Here is a 19,652-nt window from a genome sequence, read left to right as displayed (position 1 = left end):
TTTTATGAATCCCGACTAAAATAGTCAAGTTTTTTTATTTTTAATTCAAGTATAGGAACAAAATGGAAAAATAAATTAAACAACCAACAAATTATATATGAAATAAGCAATAAATATTAGGCTAATTATACCAAAGGAGAGGTTAATGTTTCGTTGGCGTCGCTGTAAACGGGTAATTCGATTTTGATATTGTTTAATTTCTACATGAAGTGAATTAATTTCTGATCGTTGTTGATCAATTTTTTCAAGTAAAGGTGCAATCTTTTTATGCGAAGCAAGTGTTTCAGCTTCATCATCAACTGCATTGAACCATTGTTTCCAGTCTGCAAGTAACTTAGGTAGTGTTAAGTGAGAAATTAAATCTAGAAGTTCCTTTTTAGTTTCTTCATCTCCATCAATACGCATATTGTTAAGACTGCGCTGATTTGAAAAACCGAAAATTTTAATGAGGTCAACCAGAGTACTATTGATTTCAAGATCAATACGTCTGTCAAAAGAGTGGATATCGAATAACAAGCCTTTCTCTGTAAATTGAACATAAAAGTCAAAAAAAGGCAGATAGCTGTTAATACGAATTGTTGTTTTGTTTAAGATAAACTTTTTCGCTTGCAAGCGAAGAGCACCATCGTGGGTGAGAATAAATGAAAAGAAAGTTTCTAAAATAATTAGAACAATATTCAGCAACAGACGCGGATGTTTTTGTCTTTGTTGCGTTTCACTCATAAAAGTTTATCCTTACAAATAGCAATTAATTGAAGAATGGGACATCCTATCCCAAACTTAACACAATGTCGTGTTAAATATATTTACATGACTTAATTGCTTTGTAGAACAGTTTTGTAAATGGATCAAGTCTTTACTTTGATATTATAGAAATATTTTGTGGTCAAATCAGTCATCATTTCTCTCATCTGATTAGGAGTTTAGATTAATGGATAATGCAAATATAGATAACCATACAGAAGATTCAGGAGAAAAAAATAAATTAAAATCAAGAGGTTCAAGAAAATCGGCATTGGATTTTAGAAAGTATACTAAGCAAATTTGGTTGGCGGGACTAGGGGCATTTTCACGTGCGGAAGAAGAGGGCAACAAACTCTTTGATTCCTTGGTCAAAGTTGGTGAAGAGTTAGAGTCAAAAACTGGGGACTTGGCCGATAATACTGTAGGTAAAGTTACAGAAAAAGCTAAAGAATCTGTATCTGAAACAAAAGATAAGGTAGAGAAGATTCTTGATACGAGTGTTAATCATTCTTTAAACCGAATAGGACTAGTCACTCCGAAGGATTTACAACACATTGAACAGCTGCTTGTACAACTGCATATTAAGGTGGATGCTTTAATAGAAGAAAACCAGCAGTTGAAAGCAAAATTGAATAAAAAGTAAAAAAATGTTGGGATTTAGCAAATATATAACAGTTTTTTAGCATTTATTTTTGCTAAAAGCCCTGCTCTAGTATTGCGTTTTCCCCTAAAGCATTGCTATAAAGGCGTCATGGCCTTTTAAACTATAGCCTTGGACCTTAAACAAACGATATTAAGAGGATGTTTTATTCATGAATAAATCAGAATTAATCGATGCAATTGCTGAAAAAGGGGGAGTATCTAAGACTGATGCAGGCAAGGCACTCGATGCGACAATTGCGTCAATTACTGAAGCACTTAAAAAAGGTGACACAGTAACTTTAGTTGGTTTTGGTACTTTCAGTGTTAAAGAACGTGCTGCACGTACTGGTCGTAACCCTAAAACTGGTGAAGAGCTTCAAATTAAAGCAACAAAAGTACCAAGCTTCAAAGCTGGTAAAGGTCTTAAAGATTCAGTAGCTTAATCTTTTAAGATGAATAAACGCGCCAATATAGGCGCGTTTTTTATTAAAAATCTGAATTGATCAATATTGCTCATTCATTGATTGTGGTTTTTCAGTTAAAATTCTCCTCGAAATAAAATATTGGAATACTTATGGAATCGTTTCGTACAGTCATTAAGGGTTGGCTCGGCAAAGTCCTTCTAATTTTGTTTTTGACCCCTTTAGCACTTGTAGGTATTGAAGGATATTTTAATAGGGGAAACAAGGCTGATGTTGCAAAGACAGTAAACGGCCAAGAAATATCTAAAAAAGACCTTGAAACTTTAACTCAGTCTTACAAACAACAATATTTAGCTGCTGTTAAAGGTGATGAGAGTTTACTTAATTTGCCTGTTATTCAGGCTAAGGCACTCGATATTTTAGTGTCGCGTAATTTATTGATTCAGCAAGCGGAAAAATTAGGTATTTCTTTGAGTGATACTCAAATTGAGCAAATGTTAGCTCAACAGCCTAGTTTGCAAGAGAATGGTCAATTCTCACAAAAACTCTATGAAAATTATTTACGTTCGATCGGCATGACAAGCCAAGGTTTAATTTCAAGCCTACGTCAAGATCATGCTTTAAAAATGTTAACTTCTACATTTGCTGATTACTCTCTAGTAAGTAAAGTTGATCTTATGCAAATTGCGAATTTGCAAACTGAACAACGTACTTTGCATTTAGCTAGTATTAAATTAGATAGTTACAAAACAGGTTTAACTGCCTCTAATCAAGAAGCTACAGATTATTACAACAAGCATCAAAATGAATTTAAGCAACAAGCTTCGGTTGATGTGGATTATGTTGTGTTATCTCCTTCAATGGTAGCTAAACCAACTCCTGCAACTGAAGCTGAACTTCAGCAGGCTTATGCAAAGTTTGTTGAAACTCAGAAAAAAGATGCTAAGCGAACTGTGAAGCATATTTTAATTACTACTGATGCTCGCGATGATGCAGCAGCTCAAAAGCTTGCAAAAGAAGTGTACGCAAAAATTCAGGGCGGACTTTCATTTGCTCAGGCTGCATCTCAGTTTTCTGAAGATCCTAGTTCTAAGGCAAAAGGTGGTTTAGTAGAAGCATATGCACCAGGTGTTTTCTCAGATGCATTTGATAAAACTGTCTTAAGTTTGAAAAATGGGCAAGTTTCACAGCCAGTAAAAACACAATATGGTTACCATATTATTGAAGCAGAAACGCAAGCGAACCAAATCCCTTCATTTGAAGCTGAGAAGGCACGTTTAACTGCTGAGGTTGAAAAGAATAAAGTTGCGACTGTTTATTCAGATACCGTAAATAGTTTGAATGAAACGATTGTTGGCAATGATTCTTTAGAAGCGGTTGTACAAGAAGTAAAAGGTACAAAAGTTGAATCATTAAATGGTGTAACTTTAGCTACTCAAAATCCATATTTAAGCGATCCAAGCGTCAAAATTAAATTATTTAATGATGATGTGAAGAATGGTGACCGTAATACTTCCTCTAATATTCAGTTAGCGAATGGTGATACGGTATGGGTTAAAGTACGTGATTACCACGCAGCTGGTGTAAAACCATTAGCGCAAGCGATGAATGAAGCGAAAGCAAAAGTTATCGATGAAAAGGCGCGTAAGGCTGCTCAAGCAAAAATTGCTACTATGTTGACTGAGTTTAAAACTCAACTTGCAGACCAAGTGGTTGCTAAAAATAAAGTCGCATTTGAGTCAGCTGGTGTATTTACACGATCACAAGGTTTAAAACGAGAAATTGAACGTGCTGCATTTAGCTTAGCTACCCCTAAACCAGGTATGTGGTCTGTTACAACAGCAAACTTACCAAATGAGCTTGTAGTCGTTGCAGTTTCAAATGTAAATTCATCAGCTGTAAATGCTATTCCTGCTGATCAGTTACAACAGTTAAAACAACTTTATCGCCAATCACGTGGCCAACAAATATTGGAAGATTACAGCCAATATCTAAAATCACGTGCAAAGATTAAATAATAATTTAATCAAATAAAAAAAGCGCTTCGGCGCTTTTTTTATTTTCTATTAATCGAGAGGTTATTCGATATATTGCTGTCGATATTGTTTAGGTGATAAATCAAAACTTCGTTTAAATGCTTGACTAAAAGCAGTTTCAGATGAGTAGCCAACTTTGTTTGATATTTGCTGAATTGATAAGTTACTTGTACGTAAATATTGGCTAGCTAAACGAAAGCGATAATGTTGCAAATAAGTTAGAGGCGGTTCACCAATAATACTGCTAAATAGATTTGCGAATTTGGAACGTGACATACAGCATTGTTCTGCTAAAGATTCAACGGTCCAAGCCATTTCTGGTTGGCTATGAATAGCAGATAGGGCATTACTCAATTCAGGGTGAGTTAAGGCACTTAGCCAGTTTTGTTGATCAGTCATTTGTTGAACGTGATCACGTATACATTCAATAAGAAGAATACTGACTAAATGATCAATAATTTTGTCATGACCTGGCCTAATTTTTTGAGTTTCAATCGCTAAAAAATAAAGTCCAATTTGTAGCCATTCAGGTGGGTTGGTTTGATTTTCATGTTGAATATGCATAATACATGGCAATGCATTAATCAAAGGACCTGCCATATGAGTATCAATCTGACAGCGTAAACATAGCAATAATGTTTTATCCGGAGAAGAAGTGCCAAACTCGATCGCGTCTTGTCTATGTCCGTTAAAAAGTGAAGTGATATCTAGAGAATCTACTAATTTGCTGGCTGTTGATTTTGAATCAGTGGCACTATGTGCTTTTCCTGAAGGAATTAAAATAATATCACCAGCTGTCGCAATTATTTTTTCTGATGCATTAAGTTGAATATATACTGAACCAGTTAAAACAATATAGGCAAGTAAAGCAGATTGATCTTGTGTTTTAAAAGCCCATTCTCCTTGTGCTTTTAAATAGATGTATTCAGACTTATTAAGGTGAATATCATCAAAAAACTTACTTAGTGCATCCATCTTTAAATGATCAATCATTATTTTAATAAAATTATAGTGAGCTATAAGAATAGATCAACATGTGTTTTTAGGACAAAAAAGTGGAAGAAAATGCCAAAGACTTTAACATAGGTTTTTTGGACGGTTACTACTGTTAAGTAAACACTATTTCTTTAACTATATAGATATATAGAAAAAGGAAATATGACTATGAATGCACCAGTGAATGTTCAGCAAGAACTTATGCCAGTGCCTACGTCTATGCGTGAGATAGATCGTAAACGCTTTTTATGGATGATTAGTCCCGCTTTACCTGTAATTGGTTTAGGTATTTTAGCTGGTTACCATTTTGGTCCACGCCCATTAAAAAAAGTTTTCGCTTTAGGTGGCCCACTTTTATTACATGTTGTGATTCCCGCAGTTGATACTGTTATTGGGAAAGATGCACGTAATCCGACTGATGAAGAAATTAAGCTTTTAGAAAAAGATCCATATTATTCACGCCTTGTAAAAAGTTTTATTCCTTTACAGTATGCCGCAAACGCTTATGCATGTTATTTAACAAGCCGTAAAACCACGTCATTTATTGATAAGATTTTACTCGGTGTTTCGATGGGTGCGATTAATGGTATTGCCATTAATACCGCACATGAGTTAAGTCATAAACATGATCGTATAGACCATATTTTATCTCATCTTGCTTTAGTGCCTACAGGTTATAACCATTTCCGTATTGAGCATCCATATGGCCATCATAAACGTGCAGCAACGCCTGAAGATCCTGCTTCTTCACGTATGGGCGAAACATTTTATGAATTCTGGCCACGTACGGTTGTAGGTTCTTTTAAATCTGCGATTGAAATCGAGAAAAATCGCTTAAAACGTAAAGGTAAAGAATTCTGGTCAGGTGATAATGAATTATTACAGGGTTGGGGAATGAGTGCGGCCTTCCATGCTTCTATGGTAGGAATTTTTGGTAAAAGCACAATTCCATATTTAGCGACACAAGCATTTTATGGCATTAGTCTTTTTGAAATTATTAACTATATTGAACATTATGGCTTGCTGCGCCAGAAAAAAGAAAATGGTCAATATGAGCGTACAATGCCCGAGCATAGCTGGAACAATAATAACGTCGTAACAAACTTATTCTTGTATCAGTTGCAGCGTCATTCAGATCACCATGCTTATCCAACTCGTCCATTCCAAGCGCTACGTCATTTTGATGAAGCTCCAGAATTACCAAGTGGTTATGCAAGTATGTTATTACCAGCATTGATCCCTTCATTGTGGTTTAAAATAATGGATAAGCGAGTTTTTGATCACTATAAAGGTGATTTAAACAAAGCAAATATTTCTTCAAAACGTCGTGCAAAAATCTTCAAAAAATTTGGAGTAGTAGACCAATCATTAGAACCAACAACTGTTAAATAAATAAAAACTTAAGTCCTGAAATATGAAAACCCTCTTATTATTCTTAATGAGAGGGTTTTTAGCTTCTAAAATTTGGAAATGGGTAAGGGAATACTGAAATTCCCTTTACTCTATTATTTTAGTTCACTCGATGATTTACCAAGTTCACGACGTGCAATAATTAATTGTTGTATTTGCTGTGTACCTTCAAAAATATCAAGAATTTTTGAATCACGCGCCCATTTCTCAAGCAACTCATCTTCGTTATAGCCAACACTTGCTGCTAATTCTACACATTTTAAAGTGATTTCATTCCCAACACGACCTGCTTTTGCTTTTGCAATAGAAGCCTCTTTAGAGTTTGGCTTTTTATTATCTGCCATCCATGTGGCTTTTAACATGAGTAGGCGAGCAGCTTCCCATTCAGCTTCCATACGGTAGATCTGTGCTGTCAGGTTAGAAGCATGCAGGTAAGGGGTGGAATAGTCAGGATCTAGCTGATCTTTAAAAATCTCTTTAATACGCTCTAAAGAAGCTTTTGCGCATCCAATTGCCATTGCTGCAACTAAGGGACGAGTATTGTCAAAAGTTTCCATTACTCCAGCAAAGCCTTTCGCAACATCGACTTCGGCATTACCTAAAAGATTCTCGGCTGGTACGCGGCAGTCAATAAAACTAATCACGGCTGTATCTGAAGCTTTAATTCCCAATTTATGTTCGAGGCGTTCAACCTTCATTCCGGGCGTACCTTTAGGTACGACAAATGATTTAATTGCTGCACGTCCAAGTTTACGATCGAGCGTAGCCCAAACAACGACAGAATCTGCACGTTCGCCTGAAGTTACAAAAATCTTTTCACCATTTAGAATGTAGTCATCGCCATCTTTAGTTGCTGTGGTACGGATAGCTGCAGAGTCAGACCCGCAACCAGGTTCGGTAATGGCCATTGCTGCCCATGTTCCTTTGAACCGTTCTAATTGCTCATCATTTGCGACAGCGGCAATTGCTGAGTTTCCAAGACCCTGACGAGGCATACTCAGTAATAAACCCGTATCGCCATAACACATCTCAATAATGCCAAGAGCGGTTGACATGTTGGTTCCATTACGAATACCTTCATTGTCTGTATCACCACGCTTTCCAGCACCCGCAGCTCCAGCATTAATCCCTTCGCCGCCTTCATTCATACCATCAATGAGAGAAGCGAGCATATCAAGTTCTTTTGGATATGCATGCTCAGCTTTGTCATATTTACGAGAAATAGGGCGTAAAACATTGATCGCAACATCACGTGCTTGATCAATCATCATTTTGAATTTTTTAGGATTTTGTAAATTCATTAAAGTATCCTCTGATTGATCGCTTAAGCATGTAAGCCAGATTGTAAAATTGCAGTAGCCCGTAAATCGCGGTACCAACGTTCAACTGGATGTTCTTTTGTAAAACCATGTCCACCAAGAATTTGCACACCATCTGTACCGATTTTCATGGATTTTTCAGCACAAAGTAGATGAGCTAAGTAAGCTTCGCGGTGAAATGGTTTGCCGGACTCTGCAAGGCTTGCAGCATTTAGAATCAACATACGCATTGCATCAATTTCAATAGCCATATCAGCAATCATGAAAGCGACACTTTGACGATGAGAAATAGGTTCACCGAATGCAGTTCGTTCATTGGCATATTTAATACAATAGGCTTTTACAGCTTCACATGTACCGACAGCCATTGCACACCACATTAAGTTGCCTAAATCTAAAAAGACGGTGTAATCAAAATCTGTTGCCCCTAATCGTAGAGCAGGAGTGTGATTAAAGCGAAGAGTTGCTGTTTCCGTCGCTTTAAGGCCCATGGCCGGAGTGTTTTTAATAGAAATAGTTTCGTTACTCTGTACGACAAACATATCGGGTTTACCGTTAAAGTCTGCACTTACCAAAAACACATCAGCCAAATCACCTAAAATGACTAAGGTTTTTTCACCCTCTATAAAATATTGATCATTTTCAAGAGAAGCTTTTGTTTTTAAAGTATAAGGATTAAATGCTGGGGTAGCTTCTTGTACTGCAAAGGTTGCGGTAATATCTGCGTCTTCTGCAAAACATGGCAAATACATTGATTGAACTTCAACAGAACCCCAACGTGTGATTGCATTAATAACGCTAAAGGTACTGAGTAATCCTGCTGTAAGGCTAAAATCACCTTCAGCTAATTTTTCAGCAATTAATAAGTTACTAACAATATTTTGTTCGGTCGCTACACCACCTAATGCTTCTGGAAGTGCATAGTAATTGAGTCCTAAATCTTCAACATATTGCCAAAGACTTTCAGGAAATTGAGCGGCCTGATCAGCATCATGAGCCAACCCCCATAAGACTTCTTGAGCAAATTGAGACATTGCCTCAGAAGTCATTTGTTGTTCTTCAGTTAGGCTTAAATCAAATAGATTTTTTTGTTGACTAGGCAAACGTTGTTGAGAAATTTGTTTGGGTTTAAATGCTTTTTGAGTCTGTGTTAATGCTCTAAAACCAGCTTTTGAACCTTGATAAAGAGATTTTTCAACAAATTTACGCAACTTGAGTTGATCAAGTACATCGCTTCCAGCCAATCTAGTGATCAGCGATAAACCCAAACCCTGAGCTTTATTGATCATACTTGTCATGATTATGGTGTCCTAACACATTGTTATTGTTTTATGCTGACACGCCTCATAGTAAAAAACTATGTCGTTACTGACATTCGAAAAATGAGTAGATAAAAGGTAAATAAAAAATAATTAAGTTGTAGGGTACTGATTTTATTTATTTAAATTTATTTTAATATTGGGTAAGTTAAGTGGAATTGACTAGAATGACATAGAATCATTCTAGTCTTTCACTAAATCAAGCAAAGTTACGAATCATACGTCGTACATTGGTTTTTGCATCAATCACCGTCATAAACGTATAGGCTCCGATAAATTTACGGCTAATAAACATAAATTCTTTTGGAGGAACCGAAAAATAACGAGATGCCATTGATTTACTCGCTTGCTGCATAACACGGCTGTGGAGCTGACTTTTCTTCCAGTCATAACGTTCGTGTTCATCCATAAGGCCGGCAGGCATATCTGGATTATTTGCAGGAGTACTAAATGCCTCTGTCGCGAGTAAGAATACATCAGCCATACCCGGTTTAATACTTTCAGGCATTGCATCAAAAAACTCGTAACCAGTCATGGCTTTCACCATTGCATCTTTATTATGCTGATAACCTGCTTGAATGAGTTGACGTGCAACTGTTAGCAAGTGTTCATCAAACTGACGAATAGCACCAAAATCTAATAATACAATTTTGTCCTGAACATCTTGTCCATTACCTAAACGTACTAGGTAATTACCAAAGTTAGGATCAGTTTGCATTTCACCCCATTCAAAAATTTCACGAACCGCAATTTCTAGCGAAGCTTCACCAAGTTGATTGCGACGTTCTTGAGGTAATGACAGCATAACCGGGCTGTTAATTGGCACGCCACGTTCAAAAGTCATGCAGAGTACTTGATTGGTACAATATTCATCTACAATTGTTGGAACAATATAGCGCTCATCATCTTTTAAACGTTCACCAAAGCGACGAGTAGTGGCGGCTTCAACACCATAGTCAACTTCACGATGCATCATTTCACGTACTTCATCAAACCACTGATCAAATTCACGGGTTTGTGGCACCATACGCGTTAGTTTAAGCATGTTTTTAAACAAGCTCATATCGGAGTCAATTGCATTTGCAACGCCAGGATATTGAATCTTTAAAACTAATTCTAAGCCATCTGATTTGCGCGTTGCACGGTGTACTTGCGCGAGAGAGGCAGTACCGATTGGCTCATGATCAATAGTTAAATCATTTAATTTAGCGCCTAATTGCTCTTGAAGATGTGGCTTAATTGCAGGCCAATCTAATGCAACTGTCTGGTTATTTAAGGTATTTAACGCTTGTGTAATTTCTTCAGGTAAAAAATGTTCACCATAAAGGGCCATCATTTGGCCAATTTTAACAATAGAACCCTTAAGTTTACCTATTTCAGAAACCAGATAATTAGCTTGTTCGCTCATCGCTTTTTTACGTTTCTTTTCTTTTTCTTCCTCATTAGAAAATATAGAAGAGGCACTTGCAGTTGCCCAACGTGTTCCTGCAAGTAAAGAAGCTTTCGCGATTGATAAGCGTCGATCCATGGAAGAAGTTTTTAAACTCTTAAGCTTATCTTTCTGATTTGACATGAAAATAGAATCCTATGCGCATCATGCAGCCAAACGCTGGTGATCTAAAATTGTAACGAATATTACATGTTTTGAGCGTATTAAAATAGTTCTCTCAGACTGAATGATCAGTCGAAATAGCTATCTTTATTTCAATAATTTTAAAATAGCCTAAGCAATTTTAAAATTGAAGAAACTTACAGCGTTCAGATGAGTAAAAATAGGGTAAATGGATCTTTTATAACCACTTAGATTACATTTTAAATTGAATCTTAAATTCAGATTTTTGCATCAAGTGAAGTCGATTAGTCTGAATATGCTGTAACAACATTTGTTTGACGGAATCATGCATAAAACCAAGTGCATGAGCTTTTACAATAATAATGCTAGGCAAGGTATAGAAAAAATACTTAACATCGTCGAGTGTGGCGTTATTAAAAACACCTTGTTCAACTAACGTCTGCTGCAAAAACTGCTTTTCATTTAATACATAATCTGAAGATTCATCCCAAAAACGGTGACGCATAGCCATCAGATTGTTGTGTTTATAACTCATAAAATTGTCAGCTCAGACTTCAACTCTAAATAAAATATATGGAGTCGAGTCCTGAATATCAAGTTGAGATTATTTTTTATTCAGTTGCTCTTTGATTTTTTATGTAATTCTTGTAAATAGCCTAAGCAAATTTAAAAATTTTTTAAAAAAAACTATAATCGAAACAATTTCATCTCTAACACTACTTATTATGACTCCTGCATGTAGACTGTTAAAAAGTAATAAAATTGAATTTTCAATCCATGAATATGAACATGATTCAAATGCTAAAAGTTTTGGACTAGAAGCCGCAGAAAAACTAAATTTAGACGTAAGGGAAGTATTCAAAACCTTAATGGTGAGCGACGATAAGAATTATTTTGTTGCTGTATTGCCAGTTAATCATCAATTAAATTTGAAAAAAGTAGCTACGGCGTTTGGCTGTAAAAAATTGCAGATGGCGAACCCTAAAGATGCTGAACGTCTAACAGGGTATTTAGTCGGAGGAATCAGTCCTTTAGGTCAAAAGAAACGTTTAAAAACTGTTATTGATGCATCTGCACAAGAGTTCAGCAAAATTTATGTAAGTGGCGGGAAACGGGGATTAGATATTGGCTTAAACCCTAAAGATTTAGCACAACTCTTAAACGCTCAGTTTGTTGATGTAATTGATGAGTAAAATCAATCTCTTTCTTATCTCATCTAATTAATTCCCCGATAATATAAGTAAGATTTATTTAATAAAAACAATTCTCATTATTATTTATATTTAGTATTATTCCGAGCTTTATAAAACTTAACTAATAACTTTTGGGCTAGGAGAAAGGGAAAAATGCATCCATATAAAAAGGTTGGGACAAACTCAAATCATCTAATGCGTGCTGAATCACAATATTTTAAATTAAAACCTTGCTGCCTTGCTCTAACAGCAATATTTACACAACAGGTTTATGCGAATACAAATATTCAAGAAGAATCTATTAATAATCAAACGACACAAAAGCATGTAGCCCAATTGCAAAAAATTATAGTGACGGCGACAAGAACACCCAAAAATATTGCTGAAATTGCAGGTACAGTTCAAACGATTGAAAAGCAGCAAATTGAACAACAGGCTACAGCTGGACGAAAAATTGCTGATATTCTAGCTCAGTTAGTTCCATCACTAGGCGTGAGTAGTGGAACAACTACTAACTATGGGCAAACAATGCGCGGTCGCGATGTCATGATCATGATTGACGGAGTATCGCAAAATGGATCACGCGATGTTGCTCGGCAGCTAAATAGTATTAGTCCAGGCATGATTGAACGTATTGAAGTCCTGGGTGGAGCTACGAGTATTTATGGATCAGGTTCTACCGGTGGGATTATTAATATTATTACGAAACATGCTGATTCGACTAAACCAGTAAGTTTTGAAACCAAACTTGGTATTACATCTTCTGATACATTTCGTGGAGATAGTCTAGCTTATGAAATTGGCCAATCTATTTCATTTAATAAAGATAATATAAATGGTTTCTTAGGGGCTAATTTCACTAGTCGCGGATCTCAGTTCGATAGCCATGGTGATCGTATTGCTATAGCACCTATGCAAGGTAGCCGTCCTGATACTGATACAATTGATATTAATAGTCGTATAAATATAGATTTAACTGATAACCAATCACTAAGTTTGGGTGCACAGTACTATAAAGATGAACAGGATACGAATTATGGTCCAGATTATGGAAAAAATTATATTTATGGAGGAGCACCTAATTCCTATATTGGAAAAAAGGGATTAGAAATAACTAATCAACCTTTTACAGAGCGCTATGCATTTAATACTCAATATCAAAATAAAGATATTTTAGGTCAGATCCTAAATCTCGAAGGATATTACCGTAAAGAAAGTGCTCGTTTCTTTCCAGTCTTTTTAGGAGGAGAAGGCACAGAAGCAAAACAGTCTCAATCTGAAATCGAAGTTACTGGTCTGCGCTCAACGTTACAAACTGATCTGAATATTATGAATCGTGATCTTAATTTAACTTATGGTTTAGATTATGAACATGAAAAAGATCATCAACATTATGAGCACTTCACAGCATTTAATACAGGTTTGATATATCAACCTACAGGTAAAACTTCCGATGCTGGCCCAAATACAACAATTCAAAGTGCTGGCGTTTTTCTACAAGGTGATTACGCTTTAACAGAGCGCATGAACGTACAAGCTGGTACTCGTTATCAATATATTAAAGCTGAAACCGAACAGTATTCGACTAAAAATGGAATACAGCCAAGCGGATCTGTAAATGACGATGCTGTTTTATTCAATTTGGGAGCGATATATAAATTAACAGATGAGCAGCAAATATTTGCTAATTTCTCTCAAGGCTTTAGTTTTCCAGATGTACAACGGATGATGCGTGATGCATTTAATATTTCAACAGCTAATATCCAACCTATTAGTGTAAACAGCTATGAACTAGGCTGGCGTTTACAAGGGGAGCAGAGCCTAAATCTAGGTATAACAGGTTTCTATAATACCTCAGACAAAGTGGTTCAATTCTACAAGAACAGTAATAAAGAAACTGTTGCTGAAGTTATGGACAAAGACCAGCGTGTATATGGTGCTGAACTAACGGCGACTTACCCATTTATGGAAGAGTTTAAAGTTGGGGGGACGCTTGGTTATACGCGAGGTCAATATAAAGATACGGATGGTAAATGGAAAGAGTTAAATGCTTTTCAGGTTTCACCAATAAAAGGTACTGTTTTTGCTGAATGGAACAGTGATGAGGGATATGGCACTCGTGTGCAAATGCTTGCTATAAAAGGTACAAATGAAGCCGTAAAAGATGGCTCACTTTCAGCTGTAAAGATTAAAGGCTATAGCACGATGGATGTGTTGGCACATTTTCCCGCATGGAAAGGACGTATAGATTTTGGTGTATATAATGTTTGGAATAGAGACTATCGAACTGTCTATAGTCAACAAGCAGAAAAAGTATATGGGCTTGTAGAAAGTATTCCAGCTGAAGGACGTACTTACGGTCTTAGTTATACATTTAATTATTAATGTGAAGCAATATAGGGAATATCTATAAATTATAGGTATTCCTTAATAAATATAAAAAAATAGCAAAATAAACTTGCATCATCAAATGAAAATGATTATCATTATCCTTATTGAGAGTTAAGGAGGGTTCTAAAAATTAATTATAGTGCGTACCACTCTAACGTTAAGTTTTTAGTCGATTTAAAGTTATACCAGCGACTCCAATAACAATAACGCTGAAAGATGAGTTGATTTCTGGTATGTGAGCACCTGCAAGATATTATAACAACAGGCAGGTTCAACTAGCGGTAAATGGAACTAATAAAAATAAACATTATCAGCGCAACAAAAAGAACTAAACAAAAGCAGCAGGCGAGGAAGGCCTGCTGCTTTTGTATTTAAGGTTAATTTCATAGTTATTCATATATTTCAACTGTTTTAGACTTTTAACTCTACTGAGTAACAGATGGATTATATTTTTGATTAAAAAATAACCACTAATGTTTCATTTATTAACATCCTACCTTTTTAGGCATTTTTTTGTATACCCTGAATAAAACATGATCAAAAAAAGAGGTAAAAACGTGCTTATTTTTCATGGAAAACCTGTTCATGGAGCTATCTTCGATATGGATGGGACAATGTTTGACACTGAGCGATTACGGTTTCAAACATTGCAACAGGCATCTCAAGAACTCATTGGACAGGAGTTTTCTCACGAATATTTAATGCAATGTTTGGGTTTAAGTGCAACTACTGCTGAGCAATTAGCTCAACGGTTATATGGTGTAAATGTTCCCTATAAAGAAATTCGAAAAAAAGCTGATGAGATGGAACTCGAACATATTCGAAAACACGGCGTGCCTATCAAAAAGGGTTTAGTTCAGGTTCTAGAACGTTTACGAAAATCTGGGTTAAGAATGGCTGTTGCCACATCAAGCCGTAGAGCAATTGCCGAAGAATATTTAATTAATGCCAATGTATATAAATTTTTTGATGTAATTACCTGTGGTGATGAAGTAGAACAAGGAAAGCCACATCCAGAAATCTTTTTGAAAGCTGCTAGCCAACTTCACTTAGACGCTAATCAGTGTCTTATGTTTGAAGATTCTGAGAATGGTTTAACCTCAGCTCACACTTCAAAAGGTCTAACGATTTTATTAAAAGATATTAAAGAGCCTAATGATGAAATGCTGGAAAAAGCGCATTTTTATTATGATCAGATGTATGACTTCTTAACAGATCTCGACCAGTTTATTCCTGTTATGGATATGCCTGAAATACAGGAACCTTTTCCTCAAAGTTTGAATCAATTGACAGTTGGGATACATGGTTTCGGTGCTATTGGTGGTGGTTACATAGCACAGATCTTGTCACATTGGGATGGATACACAAAACCAAAGAGAATTATTGCTTCTACACGAAATAGTCTTTTTCGCGAAGCTGTAAATGCATTTGGGAACTATAGTATTCGTTATGGGCAATTTTCTTATGATGAACGTATTGAGAATATGACCATTGTTGATTCTGAAAATGAACAACAAATGTTAGAGATGTATACTCATTCCAGTTTGATTGCACTTTGTTTACCTGAGCAAGCTATTGAAGCTGAATCAAAAATAATTGCAAAAGGGCTGTATGCACGTTTTAACTCGCCACTTAAAACATGTATTGAACCGCTCACTTTTCTAATTATTTTAAATAAAGTCAGTGCGAAATATTTGGTTATGAAGCATCTTAGAGAAGCTCTACTAGAGTTAACCAACGATGAAGATGTTACTGAGCATATTTTAAAAGAGCATTACTTTTGCGATACCGTTGTAAACCGCATGGTTTCAAAGCTATCTAATCAGAATTTATATCGCCAACTTCGTATTAAGCACCATTTTCTTGAACAGCATTTATCTGATGTGGAGCATGAAGAACAGGTCGAAATTGAAGAGTGCAATAAGCTGACCCAAGATCAGCAAAATCAGGCTTCCGTATACATTGATAACATGCGCCGTAATTTCCAGCCAGGGCATATTTTACAAAGTATGGACTTAGTTCTGTTTCATAGCGAAACGGATATGCCAATTTATGTAGAGAAAGGCAGTCCTTTACTCGAAAAGCTACGTCAAGTTGTCTTGGTTAGTCAGATTACGGACATCCAATTAATCAAAAATCGTCTCTGGAATGGCGTACATGCCATGCTTGCCTGGTATGCCTCATTAATGGGGTATGAATCTATTGGTGTTGCAATGGGAGATCATTCGGTTAAAGCATTTGCAGAGAACTTAATTAGAGAAGTAAAACAGGGCCTTGCCATAGTCTTACCTAATTATGCAAAAGATCTAGATCGAATAGCACAAAGCTTTTTAGACTCATGCGAATATGCATTTAAAGACCCTTGTCAACGAGTAGCGAGAGATCCACTACGAAAATTAACTCATAATGAAAGAGTAATTGCATCAATTGAGGTAAATATTAGCCATGATTTGCCTTATAAAAATTTATTAAAAGGAGCTGCTTTAGGTTATGCCTATGCGATTCAATTTTTAGAAATTGAAGAGACTGATGCAATTAAACATTTACACCAGCAAATTCAAAAATTGGATATGGGTACGATTCAAAAAAGCCAACTTGAAGCTGAGTTAACGGAATTAGTCCAATATTTATTTTCTGAACAAGGCAAACAACCTTTGGAAATGAATATGACCAACTCCAAAAATACACACACTCAATATGCTTAAGTTCTTTTAAGTAATTAATCCCACAACTAAAAGGCAAACATGCTTTAATACGAAACATAAATGATTTTGAATTAAAGCTGTGCTGCTAAAACCTTCGACTTTCATGGTGCCAACATCTATACGGGATTATCCTGAATGGCACCTTGGGCGTCAAAATTATGCTTTATGGTATTTAGAAATTAATGATCAAAAATTAGTTAACTATCTAAATACTTTACGTGCGCACTTTTCAGAGTTGTTATTAGAACCCAATCTTCGTCAATTTCATGTCACATTGTTTATATGTGGATTTTTAACTAACGAGACTAAAACTTATAGTGATGACTTTAGTTTCAGTGAATTTGAGCAGCAAAGCGAAATTTTAAAAAAAGAAAATATTGCACCATTTCGATTAAAAATTGGTTCAGTTGATAGTTTTACTAGTGCTTTATTTGTAGAAATCCAAGACACTGAAAATATCTTATCTCATATATGCCAAAAGCTTGGCCTAGTTTCTAATGAAATTGCGGCTTTAGATTATTATCCGCACATCACATTAGGGCTATATAAAAAAGATTATAGTAGTGGTTTGATTTTGCAAAAAATTTTTCAATTACCTGTACAATACAAAAGAGCTGAATTTGACCTTAAAGTTGAGCATTTAACGTTTGGTTATTATCAGGCTCAATCTTTACAAGGTAAATTATATCCATATCAGCATTTGTTTTTAGGTGATTCATGTTGCAATTGATTTTAGGTGGTGCCCGTTCTGGTAAAAGCCGACTGGCTGAACAAACGGCAATATCTATGCAATTAGCTGTCACTTATGTGGCGACGGCACAAGCGCTTGATCCAGAAATGCAAAACCGAATTGTGCATCATCAAAATCAGCGTCCTGCTCACTGGTCTTTGATTGAAGAACCATTATTTTTAGCAAATGCTCTGCAACGAATTGATCGGCCTAACCAAATTATTTTGGTGGATTGTTTAACGCTTTGGCTAACCAATTTACTAATGTTAGAAGATCAGAGTGTTCAACAATTTGAGTGTGAGAAGTTGTTAAAAGTTTTACCCACACTTCAGTCAGAAATCATTTTAGTAAGTAATGAAACTGGGCTGGGGGTGGTACCACTTGGTGAGATTAGTCGCCGTTTTGTAGATGAAGCAGGAAGGCTACATCAAGCATTAGGACAAATTGCAGATAAAGTTGTGTTTTGTGTAGCTGGTTTTCCAATGATTTTAAAAGGTGAGAAATAAAATGAACTGGTGGTTAGAATCTATAGAGCAACCTAATTTAGATGCAAAACAACAAGCTGAGCACCACCAACTCCAACTTACTAAACCTAGTGGTGCGTTAGGTGATTTAGAACTGATAGCAGTTAAACTTGCCAGTTTACAATCAAATGCACATCCAGAAGTTAGCCACCCATGGATTACAATTTTTGCAGGCGATCATGGAGTGGTTGAAGAGAATATATCTGCATATCCTCAAGCAGTAACTCGTCAAATGCTGCAAAACTTCACGACTGGTGGCGCAGCAATTAGTGTCATTGCCAAATATCATCAAGCTCATTTGCAGGTCATTGATTGCGGTACAGTCGGTGAGGCATATGAATATGCAGGCGTTGAATGTCATTGTATTCGTGCTGGTACTGCAAATTTTGCCAAACAAGCTGCGATGAATGCTGACGAATGTCGTACTGCTTTAGAGTTAGGTAAAAAAAGCGTAGATATGGCTAAGGCCAACGGCGCAGATATTTATATTGCGGGTGAAATGGGAATTGGAAATACCTGTTCTGCCTCTGCTTTAGCATGCCTTTTATTAAATGATACTGCCGAGCAATTGACTGGAGTTGGTACAGGAATTGGCGCCGATCAGTTAAGACATAAAATTGAAGTAATTGAACAAGCAATCGAGCTTCATCATAAACATGTTATTGGTGATGTTTTCAAAACATTGTGCGCAGTTGGTGGTTTAGAAATTGCAGCAATCGTCGGTGCTTACATTCGCTGTGCGCAAGTGGGGTTGCCTATCATTGTCGATGGTTTTATTAGTTCTGTAGCAGCTTTATGTGCAGTACGAATGAATCCTAAAGTACGTGACTGGATGTTATTTGGTCATCAATCGGCAGAATATGGCCATCAGCGTATTTTACAAGAACTCAATGCTGACCCAATTTTAAAGATGAATTTACGTTTAGGTGAAGGGAGTGGTGCAGGTGCTGCTTTGGCATTAGTCAAAATGGCATGCGTATTACACAACCAAATGGCTACCTTTGCCCAAGCTGCTGTAAGCGGGGATAAAATTGAGCAAATTTAAAATTGATTTGCTTAGACATGGTGAAAGTCAATATAGCCATACTTTACGTGGCCATTTAGATGATGAGTTAACAGCAAAAGGTTGGCAGCAAATGCAGTCAACTATTGAGCAAGTTGCAAATCAGCCATGGGATATTATTGTAAGTTCCTCATTAAAGCGCTGCGCTTGTTTTGCTGAGCAACTTGCGAAGACAACTGGACTTCCTTTATTTTTAAATCATGACTTAAAAGAAATGTATTTTGGAGATTGGGAAGGCGTCTCAACTCAGCAAATTTATGACACCTCACCAGAATTACTGGCAAATTTTTGGCAAAAGCCAAGTCAATATTGTCCACCTCGCGCAGAAACATTAATGGAGTTTCAAACAAGGGTTCTTAAAGGTTTTCAGGATTTACTTGCACATATGCAACAACAAAACTTACAGCATGCATTGGTTGTTACACATGGCGGTGTGATTAAGCTATTGGCTTGTTTGGCTAGACAACAATCTTTAGATGATTTACTCAAAATGCCTGCAGAGCTTGGAAAATTATATTCACTCGAATTTTATGAAAAAGATGATCAATTAAACTTTATATTGATATAGCCTTTTTATATTTCTAT

Annotated in this window: 17 protein-coding genes; 11 read left to right on the top strand and 6 right to left on the bottom strand. The window is 36.2% G+C overall.

Annotated elements, in window-relative coordinates; genetic code table 11:
• Window positions 1-75: 75 nt before the first annotated feature.
• Window positions 76-723 (bottom strand): hypothetical protein, encoded by a 648-nt coding sequence (locus SOI81_RS08935; RefSeq protein WP_239975632.1) that lies wholly within the window; start codon window positions 721-723, stop codon window positions 76-78.
• 208 nt (window positions 724-931) lie between these two features.
• Between SOI81_RS08935 and SOI81_RS08930 the strand changes: the two genes are divergently transcribed.
• The 3 genes from SOI81_RS08930 (at window position 932) to ppiD (ending at window position 3,826) form a co-directional block, all read left to right on the top strand.
• Entirely contained in the window at window positions 932-1,387 is a 456-nt protein-coding gene (locus tag SOI81_RS08930; protein ID WP_239975631.1) for a phasin family protein, read from the top strand.
• A 169-nt stretch (window positions 1,388-1,556) separates the two neighbouring features.
• Window positions 1,557-1,829, top strand: coding sequence for an HU family DNA-binding protein (hup, locus tag SOI81_RS08925; protein WP_001043034.1), 273 nt, complete (start codon window positions 1,557-1,559; stop codon window positions 1,827-1,829).
• A 131-nt stretch (window positions 1,830-1,960) separates the two neighbouring features.
• Window positions 1,961-3,826, top strand: a complete 1,866-nt coding sequence (gene ppiD, locus SOI81_RS08920) for a SurA N-terminal domain-containing protein (RefSeq protein WP_239975630.1) — start codon at window positions 1,961-1,963, stop codon at window positions 3,824-3,826.
• A 60-nt stretch (window positions 3,827-3,886) separates the two neighbouring features.
• On the opposite strand, the gene araC is transcribed toward ppiD, so the two are convergent.
• Window positions 3,887-4,819, bottom strand: coding sequence for an AraC family transcriptional regulator (araC, locus tag SOI81_RS08915; RefSeq protein ID WP_414017386.1), 933 nt, complete (start codon window positions 4,817-4,819; stop codon window positions 3,887-3,889).
• A 189-nt stretch (window positions 4,820-5,008) separates the two neighbouring features.
• On the opposite strand from araC, the gene alkM reads away from it, so the two are divergent.
• Window positions 5,009-6,232, top strand: coding sequence for an alkane 1-monooxygenase (gene alkM / locus SOI81_RS08910; protein WP_239975628.1), 1,224 nt, complete (start codon window positions 5,009-5,011; stop codon window positions 6,230-6,232).
• Between the two features lie 113 nt (window positions 6,233-6,345).
• Here the strand turns inward: alkM and acadM are convergent, their stop codons facing one another.
• The 4 genes from acadM to SOI81_RS08890 all read right to left on the bottom strand — a co-directional run bounded on the left by acadM (window position 6,346) and on the right by SOI81_RS08890 (window position 10,996).
• Window positions 6,346-7,551, bottom strand: a complete 1,206-nt coding sequence (acadM, locus tag SOI81_RS08905) for an acyl-CoA dehydrogenase family protein (RefSeq protein WP_016141149.1) — start codon at window positions 7,549-7,551, stop codon at window positions 6,346-6,348.
• 23 nt (window positions 7,552-7,574) lie between these two features.
• A complete protein-coding gene (locus SOI81_RS08900) occupies window positions 7,575-8,858 on the bottom strand; it encodes an acyl-CoA dehydrogenase family protein (RefSeq protein ID WP_239975649.1) in 1,284 nt (427 codons plus the stop codon).
• 229 nt (window positions 8,859-9,087) lie between these two features.
• The gene (locus SOI81_RS08895) at window positions 9,088-10,461 is read right to left on the bottom strand and encodes an ABC1 kinase family protein (RefSeq protein ID WP_016145145.1); all 1,374 of its coding nucleotides are present in this window, start codon (window positions 10,459-10,461) and stop codon (window positions 9,088-9,090) included.
• 232 nt (window positions 10,462-10,693) lie between these two features.
• Window positions 10,694-10,996, bottom strand: coding sequence for a hypothetical protein (locus tag SOI81_RS08890; protein WP_224991811.1), 303 nt, complete (start codon window positions 10,994-10,996; stop codon window positions 10,694-10,696).
• Window positions 10,997-11,186: 190 nt separating this feature from the next.
• Here SOI81_RS08890 and ybaK point away from each other — a divergent pair, with 190 nt between their 5' ends.
• The 7 genes from ybaK (at window position 11,187) to cobC (ending at window position 19,635) form a co-directional block, all read left to right on the top strand.
• Complete coding sequence (ybaK, locus tag SOI81_RS08885; protein WP_016141145.1) at window positions 11,187-11,654, top strand: Cys-tRNA(Pro) deacylase; 468 nt, start codon at window positions 11,187-11,189, stop codon at window positions 11,652-11,654.
• 153 nt (window positions 11,655-11,807) lie between these two features.
• Window positions 11,808-14,039: a TonB-dependent receptor gene (gene iutA / locus SOI81_RS08880; RefSeq protein WP_239975626.1), complete on the top strand. Its 2,232-nt coding sequence runs from the start codon at window positions 11,808-11,810 to the stop codon at window positions 14,037-14,039.
• Window positions 14,040-14,602: 563 nt separating this feature from the next.
• On the top strand, window positions 14,603-16,750 hold the full coding sequence (gene mtlD, locus SOI81_RS08875) for a bifunctional mannitol-1-phosphate dehydrogenase/phosphatase (RefSeq protein ID WP_239975625.1): 2,148 nt from the start codon (window positions 14,603-14,605) through the stop codon (window positions 16,748-16,750).
• A gap of 103 nt (window positions 16,751-16,853) precedes the next feature.
• On the top strand, window positions 16,854-17,480 hold the full coding sequence (locus SOI81_RS08870) for a 2'-5' RNA ligase family protein (RefSeq protein ID WP_239975648.1): 627 nt from the start codon (window positions 16,854-16,856) through the stop codon (window positions 17,478-17,480).
• On the top strand, window positions 17,468-17,986 hold the full coding sequence (gene cobU / locus SOI81_RS08865; RefSeq protein ID WP_239975624.1) for a bifunctional adenosylcobinamide kinase/adenosylcobinamide-phosphate guanylyltransferase: 519 nt from the start codon (window positions 17,468-17,470) through the stop codon (window positions 17,984-17,986). The genes SOI81_RS08870 and cobU overlap by 13 nt, the downstream gene beginning before the upstream one ends.
• Window position 17,987: 1 nt before the next feature.
• Window positions 17,988-19,049 carry a nicotinate-nucleotide--dimethylbenzimidazole phosphoribosyltransferase gene (gene cobT / locus SOI81_RS08860; protein WP_239975623.1) on the top strand — a complete coding sequence of 354 codons (1,062 nt, stop codon included), beginning with the start codon at window positions 17,988-17,990 and terminating at the stop codon, window positions 19,047-19,049.
• Window positions 19,036-19,635: a histidine phosphatase family protein gene (gene cobC / locus SOI81_RS08855; RefSeq protein ID WP_239975622.1), complete on the top strand. Its 600-nt coding sequence runs from the start codon at window positions 19,036-19,038 to the stop codon at window positions 19,633-19,635. Before cobT ends, cobC begins: the two co-directional genes overlap by 14 nt.
• Window positions 19,636-19,652: the final 17 nt, after the last annotated feature.

This window comes from Acinetobacter pittii, assembly GCF_034067285.1.
GTDB classification, from domain to species: domain Bacteria; phylum Pseudomonadota; class Gammaproteobacteria; order Pseudomonadales; family Moraxellaceae; genus Acinetobacter; species Acinetobacter pittii_E.
This window is presented reverse-complemented; position numbering and strand designations above follow the sequence as displayed.